Genomic DNA, 1146 nt, shown 5'->3' with positions numbered 1-1146 from the left:
CGCATGATCGGGCCGGAGATGTTGTTGTCGAACACTTCCTGCTTGGCCATGAACCTGATGTAGCGACGGGGGGTGCGCACAGGCAGACCCGCGTAGGTGAAGTCCATATAACCGGTGTGGTTGACCGCCAGCACGGCGCCGCCGGTGGCGGGGATGTTTTCCGCCCCCTTGACAGTGAACTTCAGACCTTCGAGGAAGAACAGGGTTCGGGCCACGCCGATGATCGAGAAGTAGAGGGGTTCCACAAGTACGCAAGCGTAGTCGTAGATCTCCGCATCGGCAGGGGTGCCATCGGCGCGGGCCGTCACCGTAGAATCGCGGCGTTCGCCCGCGCAGCGAATCCGCTTCGCGCACACCGGTCTACACCCCGGCGAGTCCGCTCGCCCCGACAGTCACTCCCCCGCCGTCGTCACAGGCGGGTGCCACGACCTAGGAATCGAGGAACGTCGTAGTGGAACGCGCCCAGCTTGCCCTGACCCGCCCGCACCGCGCCTACGCGCTGGTCACGGGCCTGACCGTCGCCGCGGCTCTGGTCGCCGGGTGCGATTCGGTATCGGGGATCCCGGGCGATCCGGTCGAGACGACCACTACCGCGTCGACCACGGCCGCCGCGGCGCCGACGACCACGGCGACCCAGGCCATCGCACCCGGCGAACCGGCGCCGAACAGCCCGCTCCCCGCCGACGCACCCCAGGTCGGCGCGGTCGCGGGCCACGCCGACGCCGTCACCGCCGTGCGCCGCTGGGCCGCCGACCTACAGACCGGCACGGTGAAAGAACTCCAGGACAACTGCTGGACCATCCCGCCTGCCACCGTCGCCGAGATGTACGCCGATCCCCACGCGGTGCTGGCCGCCCTGGCCACGCCGGGCACCGCGACCGCCGATACCGTGACCTGGCGTAACCGAACCGTCACCGTCACCGTCGACCGCGAATCCGTGGCATCCGGATATGCCTGCGGACGGGTGTCCGCGGCGGGCGTCGAGCCCGGTTACGACGACGCCGACGCGCGCCACACCGTGCGCCGCTACCTCGCCCGCGCCACCGGCAAACCACTCAACGCGGCAGATATCGAAGCAGACCATCCGCTGACCTGCAAGGCCTCGCCCGCGAGCTGGGATCCCGAGGGCACCGGCAACCCCGTAGC

At 69.6% G+C, this 1146-nt stretch carries 2 protein-coding genes; one reads left to right on the top strand and one right to left on the bottom strand.

The features are described 5' to 3' along the window. A partial coding sequence (locus ACFWF3_RS36700) for a lysophospholipid acyltransferase family protein (protein WP_379318834.1) occupies window positions 1-245 on the bottom strand: 245 nt, incomplete at its 3' end. Window positions 246-451: 206 nt separating this feature from the next. Between ACFWF3_RS36700 and ACFWF3_RS36695 the strand changes: the two genes are divergently transcribed. Further along, window positions 452-1146, top strand: a 695-nt coding sequence (locus ACFWF3_RS36695; RefSeq protein ID WP_379318832.1) for a hypothetical protein, incomplete at its 3' end; no start/stop codon positions are given.

Origin of the sequence: Nocardia sp. NPDC060220 (assembly GCF_042727815.1) — a bacterium.
Taxonomy (GTDB): domain Bacteria; phylum Actinomycetota; class Actinomycetes; order Mycobacteriales; family Mycobacteriaceae; genus Nocardia.
This window is presented reverse-complemented; position numbering and strand designations above follow the sequence as displayed.